Genomic DNA, 18,444 nt, shown 5'->3' with positions numbered 1-18,444 from the left:
AAAGCAGGAGTGACGCCATCTAGGCAAGAGAGAATTTTGGCGCAATCTACCTCGGGTCATAGCGGCATGCCGGACCTTCCCAGGAAACCGTACGACAGCGTTCTCCAGCGCCGCAGAAGCATTGGAGAGACCGAGCACGATCAGCCGCAGACTTTCGACACCCCAGCCGCTTCGCCGTCAGGAAACCCAACCATGCGCCCGCGCGCTCCGCTCGACCCGGACAGCTATCAACAGGTCTTCGACCGTGCGCCCAATGCCGCGGTCATCCTCAGTCCTGATCTGACCATTCTCGACTGCAATCAGGCCTACGAGGCCGCCGGCGGCATCACGCGTGACCAACTGATTTCCCGACCCCTCTTCTCCACTTTCCCCGGCCACGGATCGCCGGACGAGAAGATCCTGCGCGACTCCTTCGCCTACGTCATCGCCCAGCGCCGGCCGCACCACATACCGCTGCTGCACTATCCGGTGATGATGGCAAACCCGCCGGACCAGGCTCACATCCAGGATCGTTACTGGATGATTTCCAACCTGCCGCTGCTGAACGACGAGGGCGAACTTTGGGCCATCCTGCATCAACCGACCGACATAACCGAACTCGCCCAGCAGCAGGAAATCCAGCCGCCGATTGAAGCCAAAGAACAGACCTCGGGTGTGGGCGGGGACGAAATCGAGCAGATGGAGTCATCGAGCGCGGCGGGAACCTCCTTGGAGCATTGGGCCCGCAATGTGCAGCGAATTCTGTCGGCGGAGCGACAACGCCTGCAACAGCTCTTCCAGCAGGCGCCGGGCTTCGTCTGCGTGCTGCGCGGCCCGGAGCACATCTACGAACTGGCCAATGACGCCTACTACCAGCTGATCGGCCACCGCCGGATCATCGGCCATCCTCTGGCGCAGGTGCTGCCCGAAGTGGTCGGCCAGGGCTTCCTGGCCAAGCTCGACCGCGTCTTCACAACCGGCGAGCCCTTCATCGGCCGCGCCGTCCCGATCAAGCTGCAGCGGGTGGCCGGCGGCGGCCTGGAACAGCGCTACACCGATCTGATCTACCAGCCGATCCGCGAGCTCGAGGGCGCGATCAGCGGCATCTTCGTGCAGGGACACGACGTCACCGAAGCCCACGAACTGGCGCAGGAGGTATCCTATCAGGCCGCCCACGACTCCCTGACCGGCCTCAGCAACCGGCGCGGCCTGGCGCAGGCCATCATCAACATCGAGCAGCATCCGGGCCCGCACGCGCTGCTCTACATGGATCTGGATCACTTCAAGATCGTCAACGACCGCTGCGGCCACGCCGCCGGCGACGCGCTCCTGCAGCAGGTGGCCACCCTGCTGCGCCGGTCCGTTGGCGAGAAAGTCCTGCTCGCCCGCCTGGGCGGAGACGAGTTCGCCCTGGTCCTGCGGCTGAGCGACGAGGCTGGTGCGCTCAACCTCGCCCAGCGTCTCTGTCGCGAGGTCAGGGAACTCGACTTCTTCTGGGAGGGCCAGCGCTACGGGGTGACCATCAGCATCGGCCTGGTTCTCTTCGGCCGGGACCATGGGCTGACCTACGCCGAAGCGCTCAGTCTTGCCGACGCCGCCTGCTTCCTTGCGAAGGAGAAGGGGCGCAACAGAATCCAATTCAGCAAGCCCAGCGACATCGACATCAGCAGGCAGCAGCGGGACATGGACTGGAACAAGAGGCTGCAGGACGCGCTGCGCGAGGACAGAATTGTTCTCTTTGCCCAGTCGATCGTGCAGTTGCAGACGGATCAGACCGATGGCATCAGGCGCTGGGAAGTACTCGTCCGCCTCCTGGACGCCGAGGGACACTTGGTACCGCCGGGCAGCTTCGTCCCCGCCGCCGAGCGCTTTGGCCTGATCACGCAGCTCGACGCCTATGTTCTGCGCCGGATCTTCGCGCTGATCGCGCAGATGCAGCCGCAAGCCCGCAGCCGGGTGCGCTATTCGGTCAACCTTTCCGGCCTTACGCTGGGCTCCGCCGACTTTCTCACCCTGATCGACGATTTGCTTGCGGCTTTCCCTCAGGTCCAGCCGGAACAAATCTGCTTCGAGGTGACGGAAACGGCTGCGATCTACAACCTGCAGCAGACCGCCACTGTCATGCAGAGCCTGGTGGACCGGGGCTTCCGCTTCGCGCTGGACGATTTCGGCAGCGGCATGGCTTCCTTCTCCTACCTGAAGCAGCTGCCGGTGCATGCGGTGAAGATGGACGGCGCCTTGATCGAACGCAGCCTGACGAGCTCCACCGATGCGCTGATCGTCGAATCCATCACCCGCATCGCCCACAACATGGGGATCAGTGTGGTGGCCGAGTCCGTCGCCTCTACGGAAGCGCTCAACCATCTGCGCGCCCTGGGCGTCGACTTCGGCCAGGGCTTCCATCTGCACCCGCCGGAGCGGCTGGGCAGCACCGCGAGCATGAACCAAGCCTCCGAAGATGACAGCAGGCAGGTTTCCTGACACGCCGGGCGCCACCGCGGGGAATGCTGCGCGCGACTGTGAAGCACTGGTTGCGCGGTTTCAGACTGCTGGATAGGTTAGACCCGATCGCAGTTGAGCGGGAACAAACACCCCCCGCTCAATCGCGTGGATCGGGTCTACTTTCAAAGAGGTTTGCTGCCGCGCAGGGGCTGCAGTCAGCACAAGATCGATAAACTTACACTCGGAGGAGAGCATGTCCTGGATGGTTGGTTCCCGTTTTTCGCGACGCGCAGCGCTTGGATTCGGCGTTGCCATGGCCGCTGCAGTCGCGGTCATGCAGCCCGGCACCTCCTCGGCGCAGGAGACGGTCAAGCTGGGGGCGTTGATCCCCCTCACCGGTGGCCTGCAGTCCTACGGTGAGGGCTCCATGCGCGGCGTGCGCATGGCGGTGCAGCAGGTGAATGCCGCTGGTGGTCTGCTCGACGGCCGTGAGGTGGAGCTGGTGGTCGGCGACACCCAGACCAGCCCGCAGCCGGCCGTGGACGCGGCGCAGCGTCTGGTCTCGGTCGAAGGCGTGGCGGGCATCGTTGGCGCACTCGGCTCCGGCAACACCATTCCGGTGGCCCAGACCGTTTCCTCGACCAACAGCATCCCGCAGATCTCCAACGCCTCGACGGCGCCGGCGCTCACCACGCTGGACGACGACGACTTCCTGTTCCGCACCGTGCCCTCAGATGCCTATCAGGGCGTGGCCCTGGCACAGATCGCGGCCGATGCCGGCGACACCAACGTCGCCGTGCTCTACGTCAACAACGACTATGGCGAAGGCCTGGCCGAGGCTTTCGAAGAGTCACTGACTGAGGCCGGCGGCACCGTCACCCGTTCCGAGGCTTTCGAACCGAACCAGGCCTCCTATCGCAGCGAGCTGTCCGGCCTGGCCGGCACCGGAGCCGAGGCCCTGGTGCTGATTGCCTATCCGGATGACGGCGGCTTGACCATCGTGCGCCAGTCGCTCGAGGAGGGTCTCTTCGACCGCTTCATCCTGACCGACGGGATGAAGGCCGAGGGCCTGCTGACCGAGATCGGCGCCGAGTATCTGGAAGGGGCCTACGGCACCGCCGCCCAGGCCATGGAGAGCGAGGCCGGCGAACTCTGGCGCGCGGCCTACGAGGCGGAGTATGGCGAACTGCCACCGCTGCCCTACATCGACTCCGCCTATGACGCCGCCATGATCCTGCTCCTGGCCATCGAGAAAGCCGGCAGCACTGATGGCACCGCCATTCGCGACGCCATCCGCGAGGTCTCCAACGCTCCGGGCGAAGTCATCCTTCCGGGCGAAATGGAAAAGGCACGCGAGCTGATCGCCGCCGGAACCGACATCGACTACCTCGGCGCCGCCGGCGACCAGGAGTTCGACGAGAACGGTGACGTCTCCGGCACCTTCGAGCACTGGGCGATCCAGGACGGCGAGATCGCCACGGTGCGGGTCTTCGACCCCAGCGCCGAGTAAGGTCGGCCGCACAGCCTGCGGTCTGACGAGGAACCCAAGCCGGAGGCGGCGACAAGAGTTGCGGCCTCCGACAGGGCCCGTACCGAACATCGGTGCGGGCCCTTGTTTTAGAGCAGATACTTTTCGTCATCTGGATTGCACTGCTGGTTTGCACTGCGGGCGCTGGGCGGCCGGCAGGTCCAAGGATAGAGTGATGGCATGAGCCTCCTACGCCGCCTTCGCCCGCCGTCACAGCGCGCTTCGCTGCCTGTTGCCCGCTCCGCGGCGGCGGAGGCTTGGCTCGTTGAACTGCGCGCCACACTGCGGCTCGCCGGGCCGCTGGTGTTGATGCAGCTGGGCCAGGTCGGCATCCACACCACCGACGTCGTGATGATGGGGCGGCTGGGCCCGGAAGCGCTGGCAGCCGGCAGCTTGGCGATGCACTGGTTCATCCTGCCCTGGCTCTTCTGCCTTGGCGTGCTCAGCGGCGTTCCGGCCCTGGCCGCACAGGCGCTGGGCGCGCGCGACAGCCGCGGCGTCCGGCGCACCGTGCGCCAGGGACTGTGGCTTGCCATCGGCCTCTCGCTGCCGGCCATGCTGCTGCTCTGGCAAACACCGGCGCTGCTGCGCCTGGTGGGACAGGACCCGGGCCTGGCGGACACGGCCGGCGACTACGCCCGTATGGCGCTCTGGGGCTTCTTGCCCTCCATGGGCTTCGTCGTGCTGCGCGGCTTCGTCTCCGCCCTCTCGCGGCCGGTTTCGGCCATGGTGGCCATGCTGGGCGCCGTGCTGCTCAACGCCCTGGTGAACTACGGCCTGATCTTCGGCAATTTCGGCCTGCCCCGGATGGAGGTGGCCGGCGCCGGCCTGGGTTCGGCCATCGTGCAGACCGCCATGTTCCTTGGCATGCTGGCCTATGTGCAGCGCGAGCGGCGCCTGCGACGCTACTACCTGCTGGCCCGCTTCGGGCGCAGTGACTGGCCGCGCATGCGCGCACTGCTGCGGGTGGGCTGGCCGGTGGGCTTCATCCTGCTGTTCGAGGTGGGCCTGTTTACCTCCGGCACCTTCATGATGGGCTGGGTCGGCACTGCCGCATTGGCCGCCAGCGCCGTGGCGGCCCAGTGCACCCACGTCACCTTCATGGTGCCGCTGGGCGTGGGCCAGGCGGCGTCGGTGCGCGTGGGCCTGGCGGCCGGCGGGCGCGACCCCGAGGGCGTACGCCGAGCCGGCTGGAGCGCGCTTGCCCTGGGGACGGCCTTCATGTGTCTGGCAGCGCTTGCCTTCTGGCTGCTGCCCGAAACCCTGATCGGCCTCTTCCTCGACCTCTCCGACAGCGAGAACGCCGCCGTGATCGCGCTGGGCATCCGCTTCCTGGCCGTGGCAGCGCTCTTCCAGGTGGCCGATGGCGCCCAGGTGATCGGCACGTCGGTGCTGCGGGGCCTCTCCGATACGCGCGTGCCCATGGTCTACAGCGCTGTTGGCTATTGGGTGATCGGCTTCACCTCGGCCTGGCTGCTGACCTTTCCACTCGGCGTGGGCGGTGTCGGCATCTGGATCGGCTGGGCGCTGGGCCTGTCCGCCACCGCCATTCTGCTGGTGCACCGCTTCGCCCGGCGTGAGCGCCTGGCTCTGCTGGACCGGGTGTAGTCGGCGTGAGCGCCCACATTCGCGTCGACCGCCTGCTGCTGGACCGCGGGCTGGCGGAAAGCCGCAGCCGGGCCCAGGCGCTGGTCGCCGCCGGGAAGGTGGAAAGCGCCGGCCGCGTCATCGCCAAGGCGGGCGAGCAGTTGCCGGTCGACGCACCGCTCGTCATCACCGGGCGCGACCACCCCTGGGTGTCGCGCGGCGGGCTCAAGCTGGCCCATGGTCTGGAACACTTCGGCATCGATCCGCGCGAGGCGGTCTGCCTCGACATCGGTGCCTCCACCGGCGGCTTCACCGATGTGCTGCTGCACCAGGGTGCGCGGCGGGTCTATGCCGTTGACGTGGGTCGTGATCAACTGGCGGCGAAACTGCGCTCCGACCCGCGGGTGATCTCACTGGAGGGCGTCAATGCGCGCTATCTGAATGCAGGTCAGATCGGCGAAGCGGTGGACCTGCTGGTCTGCGACGCCAGCTTCATCTCGCTTACCCTGCTGCTGCCCGCCGGCTTGGAGCTGGTCGCACACGGCGGCCAGCTCCTGGTGCTGGTGAAGCCGCAGTTCGAGCTGGAGCGCGAGGCACTGGGCAAGGGCGGGGTGGTGCGTGACCCGGCACTGCACCAGCGTGCCTGCGCCCGGGTGCGCGACTGGCTGTCGGGGCGCCCGGGCTGGGAGATCCTGGGACTGACCGACAGCCCGATCACCGGCCCCAATGGCAACCGCGAGTTCCTGCTGGCCGCACGGAAGCTCGGGCCGTGAGGAGAACGAGCAGGCAGTGCGACGCCGACAGGGCACACCCCGCCGTCACTGCGAGCGACCGCAGGGAGCGCGGCAGTCCAGGGCCACAGGCAGCCGCCCTAGATTGCCGCGTCGGCTTCGCCTCCTCGCAATGACAGTTGTGATAAAGGGCCCCTCCCAGACCAACCACCGTCCAGCGGAGTTAGGGGTTCGCAGTGACGGCGCTTTGGGCTTTGCCGGCGACCCATTGGAGCGAGAGTGGGACCCGATCACTCGCCTGAGCCGAGCGCCGGGGCCTGCAGCAGGGTCTCGCGCGGGTTGGCGGAGAAGGGGGCCAGGGCTTGGCGCAGCGGACGCAGCAGCGCCTGCACCTCGCTCAACAGGCGCAATGCCTCGAGGTCACCTGCCGCACTTCCCGAAAGTTCACCGCGCAGCAGGTCGGTGAGCAGAGCCTCAAAACCGCGCCCCCGCTCGGCGTAGTCCAGCAACACCAGCGGCCTGTCCGGCTCCAGCCCGGCCTCGCGCGCGGCCGCGGCGGCAGCTTCGCGCAGGCCGCCCAGTTCGTCCACAAGGCCAAGCGCCAAAGCCTGCTGCCCGGTGAAGACCCGGCCGCCCACGACTGCCTCGAGCGCCGCGCCCTCCAGACCGCGGCCCTCGGCCACCTTGGCGATGAAATCGGCGTAGGTGCGGTCGAGACTGGCTTGGAAGTGCTCCCACTGTTCTGGCGTGAAGTCGCGATTGGTGGACCAGATGCCGGCGTTGCGACCCGCCTGCACACCGTCCCAGCTCAGGCCCAGGTGCGGCCAGAAGTCGGCCAGCACCGGTTTGCCGCCGGCGACTCCGATGGAGCCGGTGAGACTTCCGCCCTGGGCCAAGAGCGGCTGGCCTGCCACGGCGACGTAGTAGCCGCCACTGGCCGCGACGCTGCCCAGGGAGACCGCAACGGGCTTGCCGGCCTCGCGCACCTGCTGCACCGCGCGCCAGAGCATGTCTGAAGCCACCGGCGAGCCCCCAGGACTGTCGATGCGCAGCACCACGGCAGCGATCTCTTCATCCGCGGCAACTGCCCGCAGCTGACCGACGAGCGCTTCGGCGCCAGTCACCCCCGGCGCCAGCCCTTCGGTTTCGCCACCCAGGCGCAGCGGTCCCTCTAGATAGAGCAGCGCAATGGTCGCGGCATCGGCGGCCGGTTCCGGTGCGCCGTCCAGGTAGTCCTGCACCCCGACCAGGCCTGCCGCCTCCCCGACTGCATCCAGGGCCGCCGCCTCGAAGCGGTCGCGATAGTCGAGACGATCCACCAGGCCAGCCTGCAGCGCCGCTTCGGCGGTATAGGGTCCCTCGTCGATTCGGTCCGCGGCTTCGGCGGGGCTCAGGCCGCGCGCCTCAGCCACAGCGGCGGCAAGCTGCGCGTAGTGCGAGTCGACCACCGCCTGCAGATTTTCGCGCACCGGCTCAGCGAGCTCGCGCCGATTCGCCAGATCGACCAGCCCCTTCCAGTCCTCGCGCTGGTCGGCCTGCACCCGCAGGTCCCAGTCGTCGAGCAGATCGCGCAGGAAGGGCTGTTCCAGGTGATAGCCCAGCAGATCGAGATCACCGGAAGGCTGCAGCCAGATCTCTTCCAGGCCCGTGGCGAGGTGATAGTGCTCATTGCCGTCGCCGGCCTCACCGAAACTCTCGGCAAAGCCCATGGCAAAGCGCCCTGATTCCCGGAAGCGAAGGAGCGCGACGCGCAGCTCCTGCGCCTGTGCCGGCGACAGCGCACCATAGCCCAGTCGCAAAGCCACCCCCTCGACCCGCGGATCCTCGGCGCCGCGCTCCAGCGCCTCCAGGACCTGGTTCAGGCTGGGGGTGCCGTCGAGCCCGGGCAGTCCAAAGGGACCCTGGCTCGGCCCTTCGCGCAGGCCCTCGGCGGTGTCGAGGGTGAGCACCATGCGCTCGGGCAGGCCATTGTCATCGGCCAGGCGCCAATCGCGCACCTCCTGCCAGAAGAACCAGAGACCGATGGCGACCACGACCAGCAGCAGTCCCAGCGCTGCCAGCAGCGCCACCAGGGATTTCAGCAGGAAGAGCAGGATCCGGACCACATCAGTCCTTCCACAGCGAGGCAGAGCAGCAGACAGCGGTCATTCAGGTACCGCTCGTTTCCGCCAGATGCCCCAGGGCGGCTTGAACGCCGCCGCGCTGATGCGGCACGCCGGCTAGGCCCAGGCCCATCTCCACCCCCGACAGGGTGCCGGCAAGGGTCAGATCGTTGAAGTCGCCAAGATGACCGATGCGGAAAACCTTGTCGGCCAGACGTCCCAGGCCGGCGCCTAGCGACATGTCGAAGCGCTCCAGGATCGTCTGCCGCAGGGCATCCGCGGACTGCCCCTCGGGCATGAGCACGGCGGTCAGGCTGTTCGAATGCTCCGCCGGGTTGCGGCAGAGCACTTCCAAGCCCCAGGCCTGCACCGCGCGGCGGGTCGCTTCGCCGTGGCGGGCGTGGCGGGCGAAGACTTGCTCCAGCCCCTCCTCCTGCAGCATGGCAAGCGCCTCGCGCAGGCCGTAGAGCAGGTTGGTGGCCGGGGTGTAGGGGAAGAAGCCGCGCGCGTTCGGCCCCAGCATCTCATCCCAGCGCCAGTAGGACCGGGGCAGCCCGGCCTGCTTGGAGGCGGCCAGCGCCTTTTCGCTCACGGCATTGAAGGAGAGGCCCGGCGGCAGCATCAGCCCCTTCTGAGAGCCGGCCACGGTGACGTCCACGCCCCAGTCGTCATGGCGATACTCGATCGAGCCCAGCGAGGAGATGGTGTCCACCAGCAGCAATGCTCCATGGTCGGCACGGTCCATGGCCCGGCGCAGGCCGGGAATGTCGCTGGTGACGCCGGTGGAGGTCTCGTTGTGCACGGCGCAGACCGCCTTGATCGCGCCCTCTCGGTCTTCCGCCAGGCGCGCTTCCACCTGTGCCACGTCGACGCCACTGCGCCAGTCGCCGGGCAGCAGTTCCACCTCCAGCCCCAGGCGCTCGGCCAGTTGCTTCCAGAGCGTTGCGAACTGTCCGGTTTCGAACATCAGCACCCGGTCGCCGGCCGACAGTGTGTTGACCAGCGCCGCCTCCCAGGCCCCAGTGCCGGACGCAGGATAGATGACGACGGGGCCTCGCGTGCCGAACACCGGCTTCAGCCCCTCCAGCACCTCGGCGCCCAGGCGGGCGAAGTCCGGCCCGCGGTGATCGATGGTGGGCGCGTCGATGGCGCGCAGCACCCGGTCCGGCACGTTGGTGGGACCGGGAATCTGCAGGAAATGGCGACCGCTGTGATAGGTCATGGGGGCTGGTCCTCGAACTGTCTCTCACCCTTTGCGTGCGGACATTCAATGCATGTCCGCCCGGCCACGGCAAGCCAGACCCCGACGGCCGCGCGCCAGGTCAGAGTTCGAGGCTGTTGCCCTCGTTCAGCCCCACGACCAGCCAGTCGCAGCGCCCGCCCTCGGCACAAAAGGCCAGGATACCCTCGGGCGTGGCCACGAAGGAGCCGCAGCGTTCGTCATTGTTGTCGCCCAACTGGTGGCAGAAACGCTCCTCCTCGATATGCCAGGAGCCGGCCATCACCTCCGTGGCGCGGCGTTCACGCTGTCGCTGGCTGCCCGAGGGATCGTAGTAGGAGGCAAAAAGCTGCGGCGTGCCCCCCACCGGCTCCCAGAATGCGGTGTTGCCGGCAAAGTGGCTGCGCACCTCTTCGCTGCTCACCGCTTCCATACCTTCGGTCGCCAGCAGCTCCTCTTTGGTCATGGTGCCGGCGCCCTGGGGCGAGGGTTCGGTAGAGGCAGAACTCCCCTCCCCTGTGGTCTCGCAAGCCCCCAGCAGCAGCGCCGCGCCAAGGGCGAGAATCGTGAAACCGAGCTTCATGCAATCCTTCCTCAATCCATGCTTTTCTCGCGCCGCCGCCGATCGTTTCCCGCGACCGGCGGATGCCGCCGAACCGGGCGCGACGCGGGTCTTGCCAAAGGCCAAACCCGATGCTACTCACCTGCCGCGCCGCCGGGAAGCCCGCAGTCCCGAAATTCGGCGCAGGTAAGGGCGCGTAGCTCAGCGGGAGAGCACTACGTTGACATCGTAGGGGTCGCTGGTTCAATCCCAGCCGCGCCCACCATCCAACTTCCAGCTCTTCCCCATTATCGTGGGTGCCGTGATGGCAGAGCCGATGGCTGCCACGCAAGGCCTGCCGCCACGGCGACACCGCCGATCCACCGCACAGGCAACAATGGGGGTCCCAAGAGGTCCCTTCTTGACCCAGAGCACCCCTACGTTTCATATTCCCAAATTGGGAATGGGAGGCGCTGAATGCGGGTTATCGCAAGAAACACGATCACCGAATTCATCGCCCAGCACCCTGAGACTCGCGCGCCTTTGGAACATTGGTTCCGGGTAACGAGGGCTGCATCGTGGCAGACAACGCAAGATGTTCAGACGGCCTTTTCGAAGGCGAAGGTATTGAACGCCGAACGCGTACGATTTGAGATCCAAGGCGGAAACTATCGCCTGGTAGCAGCGTTCGACTTCCTTCGTGGTATTGCCTTCATCGAGTTCATCGGCACCCATGCCGAGTATGATCGCATCGATGCTCTGACAGTATCTATGTACTAAGGACAGGACCATGAACGTTCATCCGATCCGCACTGCGGAAGATCACCGCGCAGCCCTCGCTCGCATCGAAGAGCTATGGCGCGCGGAACCTGGCACGGATGCCGGTGATGAGCTCGACCTCCTTGTTGACCTTGTTGAGCACTATGAGGAGCGCAACTTCCCATTTCCTGAATTGGAGCCTATTGAGCTATTGCGCTCGCACATGGAAGCAACAGGCCGCACTCAAGCTGACCTGGCCCTATTGTTTGGCTCGACCTCACGCGCATCCGAAATTCTGAACCGCCGCCGGGCGCTTACAGTCGATATGATCTACCGGCTGCACGCAGAGTGGGGTCTGCCAGCAGATTGTCTCGTTCGACCCTATCACTTGGAGTCGGCCTGAAGACGGATGAGCGCAAGGCCCACGACATTCACCCGAGTGGTCACTACATTCCGCGCGACGAATAGCGGCGTCACACGGGACGTGCCTTGCGGTTTTTGAATAGCGCCCTCGAACCGTATCGCCGCCAAGGGAAGGGTTCGTAGACATGCCAGACAGATCCGGCGGGAAGATTTTGCAAAAGAGGTGAATTGGCTCGCAGTAAGAACCGGACAGGAACACGGCCCGTTCAATCCCAGCCGCGCCCACCATCTAACTTCGTGAAATACCTTGAAAACCCGACATCCCGACAAAATCAATCCGACACCCCGACAAACACCGAGTTGGGCGTCATTGCGTGTGTTGCGGGATGTGCTACTCTTGCGCGTAGCAAAGGGGGCGTTTGCCATGCGTGTATTTCTGACCGCCGCGACGGTAGCTTTCGCACTCTCCGGTTGCGAGACCAGCGCAAGGAGTGACGCCGAGCACCAAGTATATCTGCAAGAGTTGGCCCGGTCTTACCAGGGCCAGACGCTCTATGCCTTCCTGAACGAGAACCCGGGCTTCCGGGCGGTGGGCGGTTACGACGTTGGTGGAGAAAGGGAATTTGTCTATGAAAGCACGTGGGTCGTAACTGATCACGCACCGACCTACCAGCCTGGCGGAATGCACTACAACGACCCCGGGATGGGACGAGCTGCCGCCAATCTCGCCGCAAGCATAGCCGGGGGCGGCCGATCACGCTCACAAACATTGGTATGCCGGGCTACCATCCGCGCGGAGCAGATTCGCAACAAGCCAACCCCGGCCAGTTGGCGGATCAATGCGCTTCGGTTCAGCGGAGCATGCTAGCGCAAGACCGACCACTCAGATCAATGTCCAACGTCACTGTGAACGGTGGTAGAATCGGGGTCTATTCTCGCTCAAACACGGCTCCAGCACTGATTGAATCACTACAGGCGTCTTGATGCCCCAACGCTGAATGGCGACAACAGCCATCTGATTTAAGCGTGTCGCTTATTGTCGGCCTACGTTGGGCTATATTATTTGACACACGCCAGACAAGACGTTAGGTTGAGATTCTAGTTCCGCACGAAATGGATGGACAAACCCAATGCCTCGCCACTCACACGATTCGGGCAAGGAAGCCTTCAGCATCCAGTTACGCAATCTAATGTTGGAGAAGGGATGGAACCAGAGTGAACTGGCTCGCCAAGCTGGTCTGAACCGCGATAACGTCAGCACCTACATCAATGGCAAGTCGATGCCGTCGCCGGAGCGTCTCAAGAAGCTGGCGACAGCACTAGGCGTTGCACCCGACGAACTGCGGCCCAATACCGCCAACGTTGCCATAAGCCGAGGTGCGCCCACCTTTGAACTTACGGTGCAAGCCCACGCTCCTGACAAGGCCCAGGTAAGACTCGAACGCATTATGTCGATGCGCACTGCCCTGAAAATCGCGGAATTACTGAGCGATGAGGATGAACCTTCTGGTCAGATCCGCAGCAACTAAGAAACAGCGATTGAAGCTAGAGAAGATTAAACGCCTTCGCTGTCATCGGGCTGCGACGCCTGCTTCAGAACCAAGAGCTACACACCATGGGAAGTGGACAATATCTTCGTAACTCAACGGTCGTTTATGCGGCGCTTGCATCTAACTCAATTGTTCCGCAATACAATCGGCAGCGAGCATCAAACCAAAGGCAAAGTCCGGGCGCGCACCACCTAGCCCCAATGATGCGCATGGCGAACTTGCGCGTCGCGTTGCCTATGAGAAAGTCATGCGCTGGCTTCATTGGCATGCCAGCTTGTGCAAGTCTCTTCTCCGGAAGACCTTCGGCTAATTGTGCCCTTGATGGATTCGAGTTACTCGACCCTATCCTACCGTAAAGGCAATAGCGTTTAGCGCCTGACTGCAGCAGCGCCAGGCCCGCTTAACATAGCTATAGTTCGGGATGCCTTCCACTCGGCGCTGAAGCCGGCCGAGCAGATCTTGGTGCCCCTGGAGGGACTCGAACCCCCACTCCTCTCGGAACGCGATTTTGAGTCGCGCGCGTCTACCGGTTCCGCCACAGGGGCCGAACACCAAGCGGGCCGCAGTCTAATCGAGGCGCGGGTCAATGCAAGCAAGAGGTGGCGGATCCAGGGGGCCGAGAGCGCTCGCGCCGATCGAGGTATACGCGGTGCTACTGAACGACCTTTTACTGTCATAACAATGACTTCGGGCGGACCTCCGCAGTCATTGAAGCGCGCTTTTCCCTTGAAACATTTCTGCCGCTGCCTACTTCTTCACCCATCGCTTGCTTGAGAAACAGAAAATCTCGGGGCCGCGGCGGAACATCGGCCGGGCAAGAGGGAGACTTTTGCGCGCCCGCCTTCATTTCGGTGGCGCCCCGCACGAAAGGAGCAGACCGCCGAACCCATGTGCGGAATTGTCGGTGAGATTCGTTTCGACGGCGCCGAGGCCGACCTCGCGCGCGTCCATGCCATGTCCGAACACATCGCCCGGCGCGGGCCCGACGCCCTGGGCGTCTATTCCCAGCGCGGGCTGGCGGTCGCCCATCGGCGGCTGAAAATCATCGACCACGCGGAACGCTCCCAGCAGCCGATGCTCGACCCGCAACTGGGGCTGGGCGTCGTCTACAATGGCGCGATCTACAACTTCGCCGAGCTCAAACGGGAGCTCGAAGACATCGGCTACCACTTCTTCACCAACGGCGACACCGAGGTCATCCTCAAGGCCTATCACGCCTGGGGCCGCGACTGCGTCACCCGTTTTGCCGGCATGTTCGCCTTCTGCCTCTGGGAGCGGGACACGGGTCGCGTGCTGCTGGCGCGCGACCGCCTGGGCATCAAGCCGCTCTACCTCTCGGAGGTGCCGGGCGGCCTGCGTTTCGCCTCCAACCTGCCGGCCCTGGCCAAGAGCGGCGGCGTCGACACCAGCGTCGACCCGGAAGCACTGAACTATTACATGAGTTTCCATGCCGTGGTGCCGGCGCCCTGGACCATCCTCAAGGGCGTGCGCAAGTTGCCCCCGGCCACCACCCTGCAGATCGAGCCCGACGGCACACGCGACCAGCGCTGCTACTGGGAGCTCTCCTTCGGCCCGCAGCCGGGCGACGAGTCCCTCAGCGATCGCGACTGGCAGGATCTGGTGCTGGAAAAGATGCGCGCGGCGGTCAAACGCCGCCTCGTCGCCGACACACCCGTCGGCGTGCTGCTCTCCGGCGGTGTGGACTCCTCGTTGGTGGTCGGCCTGCTGGCCGAGGCTGGCCAGAGCGGCCTGCAGACCTTTTCCGTCGGCTTCGAGACCGTCGGCAAAGAGGCCGGCGACGAGTTCATCTACTCCGACATCATCGCCGAGCGCTACGAAACCGACCACCACAAGATCTTCGTCGACAGCCGCGAGCGGCTGCTCCCCAGCCTGCCCGACTGCATCGCCTCCATGTCGGAGCCTATGGTCAGCCACGACGCCATCGGCTTCTTTCTGCTCTCGCAGGAGGTCTCCAAGCACGTGCGGGTGGTTCAGTCCGGCCAGGGCGCCGATGAAATCTTCGGCGGCTATCACTGGTATCCGCCGATGCTGGAGAGCAGCGACCCGGTGGCCGACTATGCCCGCGTCTTTTTCGACCGCGACCATCGCGGTTTCGCCGAAGTGGTGAACCCGGAACTGGTTGGCGAGGACCATGCCCGGCGCTTCGTGGAGGAGCACTTCGCCCGCGCCCGGGCCAGCCGACCGGTGGACAAGGCGCTGCACATCGACACCACGGTGATGCTGGTGGACGATCCGGTGAAGCGGGTCGACAATATGACCATGGCCTGGGGCCTGGAGGCGCGCGTGCCCTTCCTGGACCATGAGCTGGTGGAACTGGCCGCGCGCATCCCGGCGGAGCAGAAGATCCGCGAGGGCGGCAAGTACGTGCTCAAGGAGGCCTCGCGCCAGGTCATCCCCGCAGCCGTGATCGACCGTCCCAAGGGCTACTTCCCGGTCCCGGCGCTGAAGTACCTCGAGGGCGAGGCGCTGAACTTTGTGCGCGGCGTGCTCGACGCCCCGCAGGCCCGCAGCCGCGGCCTGTTCCGGGAGGACTACGTGCAGCAGCTGCTCCAGGCCCCCAGCGAACACATCACGCCGCTTGGCGGCTCGAAGCTGTGGCAGATCGCCCTGCTCGAGTCGTGGATGCAAACACACGAACTGTGAGCCCCTCCGCCATGCAGGATGAGGAAGACGAGGTCATGCTTCCGCGCAGTGAAATAGTCGCCCGCCATCAGCCGCCCCCGACACAGAGCGACATCATTCTCGACTGTGGCTGGGGCCGGCTGCTCTTTGCCCAGACCTTCGCCGATGGGGAAGCGCTGCTGGACGCGCTGCTGAGCGAGGAGGAAGGTCGCCGCGACATCGCCTTCTATGTGGACGATCCGCATGTGCTGCTGTCGCGCCGACCGCAGCAGATCTTCCTCGACCCCTCCCACACCTACCGCCTCGACCTGCACCGGGAACTGCCGGAGGAGCGCGATCCCCCCTTCGTCATCCGGCCGCTGGAAAGCCTCGCCGACGCCGAGGCGCTCAACCACTGCTATGCCCGGCGCGGCATGGTGGAAGTCGACCGGGACTTCCTGCTCGCCTGCCGCGGTGATGAGCGCTATCTGCACCTGGTGGCCTGCGACGCAGCTTCCGGCGAGGTTGTGGGCACGGTCACCGGCATCGACCATGAGGCCGCCTTCGGCGATCCGGAGCGCGGCTCCAGTCTCTGGTGCCTGGCCGTGGACAGCCAGGCGCCCTATCCGGGCATCGGTGTTTCGCTTGTGCTGGATCTCGCCCGGCGTCTGAAGGCGCGCGGACGGGCCTTCGTCGACCTCTCGGTGCTCTACGACAACAAGGAAGCCATCGCGCTTTACGAGAAGCTGGGCTTCTATCCGGTGCAGCGCTTTGCGCTCAAGACCCGCAACTCCATCAACGAGAAGCTCTACATCGGCCCGCCGCCGGAAGAGACTCTCAATCCCTATGCCCGCATCATCGTCGACGAGGCGCGCCGCCGCGGCATCGCGGTGGAGATCCTGGATGCCGAGGGCGGCTTCTTCCGCCTGACCCACGGCGGCCGCTCCATCGTATGCCGGGAATCGCTGTCGGAACTGACCACCGCCGTGGCCATGAGCCGCTGCGACGACAAGGCGGTCACGCACCGCATCCTGGCGGGTGAAGGCCTGAAGGTGCCGGCGCAGCAGAAGGCGGGCACCCCGGAGGAGAACGCGACTTTCCTGCAGAAGCACGGCCGGGTGGTGGTCAAGCCCCTGCGCGGCGAGCAGGGCCAGGGGGTGGCCGTCGACCTGCAGCGGGCGACGGATGTAGAAGCCGCCGTCGCCACCGCGCGTCAGCACTGCGACACCGTGCTGCTCGAGCAATTCGTCGAGGGCCAGGACCTGCGCATCATCGTCATCAACTTCCAGGTCGTCGCTGCGGCGGTGCGCCGACCGGCGGAGGTCATCGGCACCGGGCGGCACAGCGTGGCGCAGTTGATCGAAAAGCAGAGCCGACGCCGCGAGGCCGCCACCCAAGGCGAAAGCCATATCCCCTTGGACGAAGAGACCGAGCGCTGCGTCAAGGCGGCCGGCCACAGCATGGAGTCCGTGCTGCCCGAGGGGGAAACCCTGGTGGTGCGCAAGGCTGCGAACCTGCACACCGGCGGCACGATCCACGACGTCACCGAGCAGCTGCATCCCGAACTGGAGGAGGCAGCGGTCCAGGCGGCGCGGGCGCTGGACATCCCCGTGGTGGGCCTCGACTTCCTGGTGCCCAGCCCTGAAGGCAGCGACTATGTGATCATCGAGGCCAACGAGCGTCCCGGGCTGGCCAACCACGAGCCGGCACCCACCGCACAACGCTTCATGGACTTACTGTTCCCTCATCTGGCAAGCTAGGGAACATGGACCTACACCAGATACCCACCGGCTTCAGCCGAGACCTGCCGCAAGCCCTTCCCATCGACATGGACTACCTCCAGCAGGTGATGCTCACCCTGCTGGAGCTGCCCAGCCCCACCGGCTACACGGATCAGGTGGTGCACTGGACCTGCGAGGAGCTCGAGCGCCTGGCGGTCGAGTACGAACTGACCCGCCGCGGTGCCATCCGTGCCAACATCCAGGGCAGCCGCCGCGCCCCGGACCGGGCCATCGTGGCGCACCTGGACACCATCGGTGCCATGGTCTCCGGCCTGAAGGACAATGGTCGGCTGGTCATCACGCCCATCGGCACCTGGTCGAGCCGCTTTGCCGAGGGCGCGCGGGTCACTGTCTATACCGATCAGGGCTCGCGCAGCGGCACCATCGTCCCGCTCCTGGCGTCCGGCCATGCCTTCGACACCGCCGTCGACACCCAGCCGGTCACCTGGGACCAGGTGGAACTGCGCCTCGATGAGCAGGTCTACTCCCGCACCGACCTGGAGATGCTGGGCCTGGCGGTGGGCGACTTTGTCGCCGTGGACGCCAACCCACGCGTCACGCCGGCCGGCTTCATCGATTCCCGCCACCTGGACGACAAGGCCGGCGTCGCCTGCCTGCTGGCAGCGGTCAAGGCGGTGATGGACTCCGGTGTGGTGCTGCCGGTGGACTGCCATCCGCTCTTCACCATCTCCGAGGAGGTTGGGGTCGGCGCCTCTGCGGTGCTGCACCAGGACGTGGCCGAGATGGTCGCCATCGACACCGCGCCCCAGGCGCCGGGGCAGGAGTCGATCGAAACGCGCGTGACCATCGGCATGCGCGATTCCTCCGGCCCCTTCGACTGGCACCTGACGCGCAAGCTGATCGCGCTGTCCCAGGTCAACTCCATCGCCCATGTGCGCGACGTCTTCCGCTTCTACCGCTGCGACGCCGCAGCGGCCCTGGAGGCGGGCAACGACATCCGCACTGCCATCGTCTGCTTCGGCACCGACGCCACCCACGGCTATGAGCGCACGCACCTGCACGCCCTGGAAGGCGTGGCGCGCCTGCTCTCCGCCTACATGCAGGCCCCGCCGGTTTCCTCCAGCGATCAGCGCAAGCTGGCCCAGCGCGAGGACTTCAACCAGCAGCCAATGGAAGAGGCCGGGGAACACCCGGACCCCGGCCCGGAAGCCGCCACCGCCCAGACCGAACCCTACCCCGAGGCCTGGCGCAACAACTGAGGCCATCACCCCGGGGCCGA

The 18,444-nt window shown here is 65.7% G+C and carries 14 protein-coding genes and 2 tRNA genes; 12 read left to right on the top strand and 4 right to left on the bottom strand.

Features of this window, described 5'->3' with window-relative positions; all coding sequences use genetic code 11:
* Positions 1–192 precede the first annotated feature (192 nt).
* The 4 genes from P2G67_RS07410 (at position 193) to P2G67_RS07395 (ending at position 6,309) form a co-directional block, all read left to right on the top strand.
* A complete protein-coding gene (locus P2G67_RS07410; RefSeq protein WP_275821564.1) occupies positions 193–2,460 on the top strand; it encodes a sensor domain-containing protein in 2,268 nt (755 codons plus the stop codon).
* A gap of 214 nt (positions 2,461–2,674) precedes the next feature.
* Positions 2,675–3,931 carry an ABC transporter substrate-binding protein gene (locus P2G67_RS07405; RefSeq protein ID WP_275821562.1) on the top strand — a complete coding sequence of 419 codons (1,257 nt, stop codon included), beginning with the start codon at positions 2,675–2,677 and terminating at the stop codon, positions 3,929–3,931.
* A 198-nt stretch (positions 3,932–4,129) separates the two neighbouring features.
* Complete coding sequence (locus P2G67_RS07400) at positions 4,130–5,557, top strand: MATE family efflux transporter (protein ID WP_275821560.1); 1,428 nt, start codon at positions 4,130–4,132, stop codon at positions 5,555–5,557.
* A gap of 5 nt (positions 5,558–5,562) precedes the next feature.
* Positions 5,563–6,309, top strand: a complete 747-nt coding sequence (locus P2G67_RS07395; RefSeq protein WP_275821558.1) for a TlyA family RNA methyltransferase — start codon at positions 5,563–5,565, stop codon at positions 6,307–6,309.
* 248 nt (positions 6,310–6,557) lie between these two features.
* On the opposite strand, the gene P2G67_RS07390 is transcribed toward P2G67_RS07395, so the two are convergent.
* The 3 genes from P2G67_RS07390 to P2G67_RS07380 all read right to left on the bottom strand — a co-directional run bounded on the left by P2G67_RS07390 (position 6,558) and on the right by P2G67_RS07380 (position 10,171).
* Entirely contained in the window at positions 6,558–8,372 is a 1,815-nt protein-coding gene (locus tag P2G67_RS07390) for a S49 family peptidase (protein WP_275821556.1), read from the bottom strand.
* A 43-nt stretch (positions 8,373–8,415) separates the two neighbouring features.
* Positions 8,416–9,591 (bottom strand): pyridoxal-phosphate-dependent aminotransferase family protein, encoded by a 1,176-nt coding sequence (locus P2G67_RS07385; RefSeq protein WP_275821554.1) that lies wholly within the window; start codon positions 9,589–9,591, stop codon positions 8,416–8,418.
* Positions 9,592–9,691: 100 nt separating this feature from the next.
* Positions 9,692–10,171, bottom strand: a complete 480-nt coding sequence (locus P2G67_RS07380; protein ID WP_275821552.1) for a hypothetical protein — start codon at positions 10,169–10,171, stop codon at positions 9,692–9,694.
* A 169-nt stretch (positions 10,172–10,340) separates the two neighbouring features.
* Here P2G67_RS07380 and P2G67_RS07375 point away from each other — a divergent pair.
* The 5 genes from P2G67_RS07375 to P2G67_RS07355 all read left to right on the top strand — a co-directional run bounded on the left by P2G67_RS07375 (position 10,341) and on the right by P2G67_RS07355 (position 12,780).
* Positions 10,341–10,415: transfer RNA gene (locus P2G67_RS07375), tRNA-Val, on the top strand.
* A gap of 191 nt (positions 10,416–10,606) precedes the next feature.
* Positions 10,607–10,909, top strand: a complete 303-nt coding sequence (locus tag P2G67_RS07370) for a type II toxin-antitoxin system HigB family toxin (RefSeq protein WP_275821550.1) — start codon at positions 10,607–10,609, stop codon at positions 10,907–10,909.
* Between the two features lie 10 nt (positions 10,910–10,919).
* On the top strand, positions 10,920–11,291 hold the full coding sequence (locus P2G67_RS07365) for a helix-turn-helix domain-containing protein (RefSeq protein ID WP_275821548.1): 372 nt from the start codon (positions 10,920–10,922) through the stop codon (positions 11,289–11,291).
* Positions 11,292–11,675: 384 nt separating this feature from the next.
* Entirely contained in the window at positions 11,676–12,119 is a 444-nt protein-coding gene (locus P2G67_RS07360; RefSeq protein ID WP_275821546.1) for a hypothetical protein, read from the top strand.
* 262 nt (positions 12,120–12,381) lie between these two features.
* Positions 12,382–12,780 carry a helix-turn-helix domain-containing protein gene (locus P2G67_RS07355; protein ID WP_275821544.1) on the top strand — a complete coding sequence of 133 codons (399 nt, stop codon included), beginning with the start codon at positions 12,382–12,384 and terminating at the stop codon, positions 12,778–12,780.
* A gap of 481 nt (positions 12,781–13,261) precedes the next feature.
* Here the strand turns inward: P2G67_RS07355 and P2G67_RS07350 are convergent.
* A tRNA-Leu gene (locus P2G67_RS07350) sits at positions 13,262–13,346 on the bottom strand.
* A gap of 343 nt (positions 13,347–13,689) precedes the next feature.
* Here P2G67_RS07350 and P2G67_RS07345 point away from each other — a divergent pair.
* The 3 genes from P2G67_RS07345 to P2G67_RS07335 are packed head-to-tail and all read left to right on the top strand — an operon-like array spanning position 13,690 to position 18,424.
* The gene (locus tag P2G67_RS07345) at positions 13,690–15,465 is read left to right on the top strand and encodes an N-acetylglutaminylglutamine amidotransferase (protein ID WP_275821542.1); all 1,776 of its coding nucleotides are present in this window, start codon (positions 13,690–13,692) and stop codon (positions 15,463–15,465) included.
* An 11-nt stretch (positions 15,466–15,476) separates the two neighbouring features.
* A complete protein-coding gene (ngg, locus tag P2G67_RS07340; RefSeq protein ID WP_322099662.1) occupies positions 15,477–17,183 on the top strand; it encodes an N-acetylglutaminylglutamine synthetase in 1,707 nt (568 codons plus the stop codon).
* Positions 17,184–17,188: 5 nt separating this feature from the next.
* A complete protein-coding gene (locus P2G67_RS07335; protein ID WP_275821540.1) occupies positions 17,189–18,424 on the top strand; it encodes an osmoprotectant NAGGN system M42 family peptidase in 1,236 nt (411 codons plus the stop codon).
* Positions 18,425–18,444: the final 20 nt, after the last annotated feature.

The sequence above is a fragment of the Aquibaculum arenosum genome (assembly GCF_029222965.1).
GTDB lineage: Bacteria > Pseudomonadota > Alphaproteobacteria > Kiloniellales > DSM-21159 > Aquibaculum > Aquibaculum arenosum.
This window is presented reverse-complemented; position numbering and strand designations above follow the sequence as displayed.